The following is a 3,753-nucleotide window of genomic DNA, read 5'->3' as shown; positions in this document are numbered from 1 at the left end:
CTTATAATCTCATTATTACTAATAATATTATCTCCTTTTGTAAAGGAATATTTAATTTTTTTGATAGATTGAATTTTTTTTTTCAAAAAAAAATCTGTATAATATTGGCTATAAAATAAATTAGGTACAATAATTTTTCTTAAAATTTTTTTTAAAATTCTTATACGATCACTTTTTTTCCTAAAATTCTTTTCAATAAGATCATTGATCTTGTCATATGTGATAATTTTTTGATATAAAATGGGGATCCAACTTTTATCCTTTTTCAAAAAAATTATGTAATTTTTATTTTGTTTTGTGAAATTATCATAATTTTCCAGATATCCATATTTATATATAGTATTGATTATACTATGAACAATTTGATTGTAATGTTTGTTCTTTCGTAGAATTGAAATTTTTTTTAACTTTTTTTTTATATTTTTTACTGTTTTTTCATTTTTAATACAGAATATCTCTTGATTTTTTTTCAATTTTTGAATTTCACAATCTATATCTTGACTATTTTTTGTAACTAAAAAATTAAATGGAGAAAATAAATTTTCGTAAGACCAAATTTTTCCTTCTAAAAATTCATATTTCATGATCTCTTTTTTTGGGAAAAAAAATGTCAATAATAAAATTGCAATAATTAAAACTAAAATTTTATATGCAATATTTTTATTATAAAATTTAAAGAAGTTAGTCATTACCTAAAAAAATTGGAACTTAAGCCATTTTTTCGGGAGGAGAAATTTTTTTCTTTTTTAAAGAAAAAAATTCATATTGAAATGATAGATAATAAACATTTTCAATTATATTATTTATAATGTATGTTTTTTTTTATAAGATGTTTTGTGTTTTTGTAAAATATTAGATAATAATCTATTTTCATCATTAATACTTTCTTCTAGACAAATAGTAGATTCTGTTCTGAGTACTCCTTTGATTTCTCCTATTTTAGAAATTACATCTCTTGCATCTGAAGGATCTCTAGCAATAATTCTACAAAATAGATTGTATTTTCCTGAAGTAATATAGAGTTGGACTATATTGGGTATTTTTTTTAATTCTTCTTTTACTAATTGAGATTCACGAGAATCCGATAAAATTCCGACGAAAGCTATTAAATGAAATCCTAATGATTCATATCCGATAATTAAAGTACTCCCCTTTATAATTCCTGCATCTTCTAATTTTTTTACTCTAACATGAACTGTTCCAACAGATAATGATTTGATTTCTTGACTGATTTGTTTACTGATTTCAGTGTAGGGAGTTCTAGCATTTATGTTTAATTTTCTAACAATAGTATTGTCGATTTCGTCTGTATTATATCTTAGAATCATTGTTTTATATTTTTATTTTTTCTTAATTTTTTTTGAATAAAGGTATTAAAATACCAAGATACAAAACTTTATTTTGAAGAAATAGATTCTTGTTTTTCAAGATATTTTATAGTTTTTATTTGTATGATAAAATCAATTTCATAATTTATTTGCAGTCAATTACATATAATTTTCTGAAATAAGATAAAAATTTTATATTTATTGATTTTTCATGAAAAAAATAAAATCAATTAATATATCGTGCATTTTTTTTATTGTTTTATTAAAAATAAGCTATAATCATTTTTTAATTCAAAAAAATTATGTACCCCATGATTTTGAAGATTTCAAAAAAATATAATGATTATTTATAAATTGATTAATAATTGATGAAATTTAAATTATTATATAATATATTTTTTAATTTATTCAAAATCATTTCATCTATAGAAAAATAGAAAAAATTTTTTTTGATGAAAAATTTTCCAAATATTAGAATAGATGCAAATTGCATTGTTTTTTCTTCAAAAGAATTGAATTTTTCTGATAATTTTTTTTGTATACTTTTTTGACTATCAGGAAAAAGAATTTCCATACTAATATTAGGTTTTTGTATTTTACCGGAAATATGAATTCTTAATTCTGTAAATATTATATTTTTCTGATTTTTTGAATTTTCAATGAAAGAATTTTCTATATATTCAATAATATTGTATACGTATTTAGTCTCATAAACAATGAGATTAATATTTGATTGATAAAAGTCATTTTTCCAAGTAATAGATCCTCCCGTTTTTATTTTGAATGTTTTTTCTAACTTGATTGGTATTTTATCATTTTTATAAAAATGATAAAATACATCTTTTACAAAAAATCTACCACTAGTTTGTACATTTGTTTTGAATGTTTTTTCTATTAAAAGAAAACCTTTTCCTCTAAATTCAATAAAATGATTTTTATCTAAGAATATTGATACTTTTGTATTTTTATTTATAATAGTATTTACATTTATTAGTAATAATTCATCTTCTTCTTTTTCTTTTTTTTCTCCATCATTTAATTTTTTTTGGGATACATTTTCTTTATGACATTTTAATATTTTAGGGTTAATGTATAAATGAGAAGAATTCAAAATTTTTCCATTGTTCATGGAAATCAGAGTATGATTTTTTCTTTTTGTTATTTGAATTTTTCCATGAGTAAAAATTTTTCCAAATAAAAAATTGTTTTGTTTTTCATCCGAATCTAAAACAAGCAAATTTTTTGTATTGATAGATAATTTTATTAGATTCCATTGAATAAGGTTTTTGTGTGAAAAAAAACCATTAATATATCCTGTTGTATTATATTTAGTATCCACAAAATAAGAAGTGGATAAAGTGCAAAACTCAGAAGAAATATTGATATATGCAGGATTTATGATTTCATAATTTGTCTTTGCAGAATTGATTTTGATTCCAAATTTTTGAATTTCTAATTTTCCAAAATAATGAGGATCATTCAAATGACCAAAAATTTGAATTTTTCCTGTTAGAGTCCCTCTGACTTCAGTATTCATTTTTTTCCAAAAGAAAGAAAAATTATTTATTTTCATGTTTTGAATGATGAGATCCAAATTAAGTTGGGTTTTATTTTGTGATTCATTTTTAATATTTCCAAATATTTTCAAAAAATCATAAGAATTCTTTCTAAGAATTCCATTAATCTCATAATATTTTTTGTTTTTTTTCAAAGAAAAAATGGAAAAATTTCCTAAAATTTTCTTTCCAATTGAAAAATTTTTAAGAATTATATTGATATTAGGTTCAATTTGATTATAAACATTTTTATAACAAAAAAAACCATTTATCAATCCATCTATATTTTTATTAAAAATGATTTTTTTTAATGGTACATTTTTTAGATACAATTGAAACATTTTTTGTTTATTTTTAATACAATTTGCATTAACAATAATTTTCTGTTTTTCATAGAAAAAAATAATATTATTAATAATATATTTTTGATGGATAAAATCAATTTTAATGATTCCTAAATTAGGATAATTATCATCAATCATCCAATTGTTTCCATTTATATTTAATTTAGAAAGAAAAGGATTACATGTTAGGAAGTATCCTTCTTTCTTGCAAAAAAAATTCAGTATTTGTTCCTTGTATTCTTGTTTTTTTAATTTGAAAAAAAACTTCGATTTTATTATCAAAAAATTTGTATAATCGAAAATAGACATATTTATTTTTTTTGAAAAACAATTTTTGAAAATGATTTTTTCTACATGGATCTTTATTTTTTCTTTCAAAGAAGAATCTATCATTACAAATAATCGATCAATAAAAATATTATTTAATTGTATGGATTTTGTATAAAAAATCATTTTTAATGTATTATCTTTTTTTTCTCCTGAAATTTGAATATCAGAAAATATATTCTTGTTTCTTTTTGGTTT

2 protein-coding genes and 1 pseudogene are annotated in these 3,753 nt (G+C 20.0%); all 3 read right to left on the bottom strand.

The window, feature by feature from the left end; all coding sequences use genetic code 11:
* Window positions 1-584, bottom strand: a pseudogene (locus tag H0H57_RS00145) (hypothetical protein); the annotation flags it as partial.
* A 219-nt stretch (window positions 585-803) separates the two neighbouring features.
* On the bottom strand, window positions 804-1,328 hold the full coding sequence (locus tag H0H57_RS00140; RefSeq protein ID WP_185863829.1) for an Lrp/AsnC family transcriptional regulator: 525 nt from the start codon (window positions 1,326-1,328) through the stop codon (window positions 804-806).
* 358 nt (window positions 1,329-1,686) lie between these two features.
* Window positions 1,687-3,753: translocation/assembly module TamB domain-containing protein (locus H0H57_RS03090; protein ID WP_238784326.1), on the bottom strand; the 2,067-nt coding region annotated here is incomplete at its 5' end.

Origin of the sequence: Blattabacterium cuenoti, from assembly GCF_014251755.1 — a bacterium.
Classification (GTDB): Bacteria; Bacteroidota; Bacteroidia; order Flavobacteriales; family Blattabacteriaceae; genus Blattabacterium; species Blattabacterium cuenoti_AN.
This window is presented reverse-complemented; position numbering and strand designations above follow the sequence as displayed.

What these genes read in the sequence shown, in the direction of transcription:
- H0H57_RS00140 (WP_185863829.1), bottom strand. Translation starts at nt 1,328, where the DNA reads ATGATTCTAAGATATAATACAGACGAAATCGACAATACTATTGTTAGA.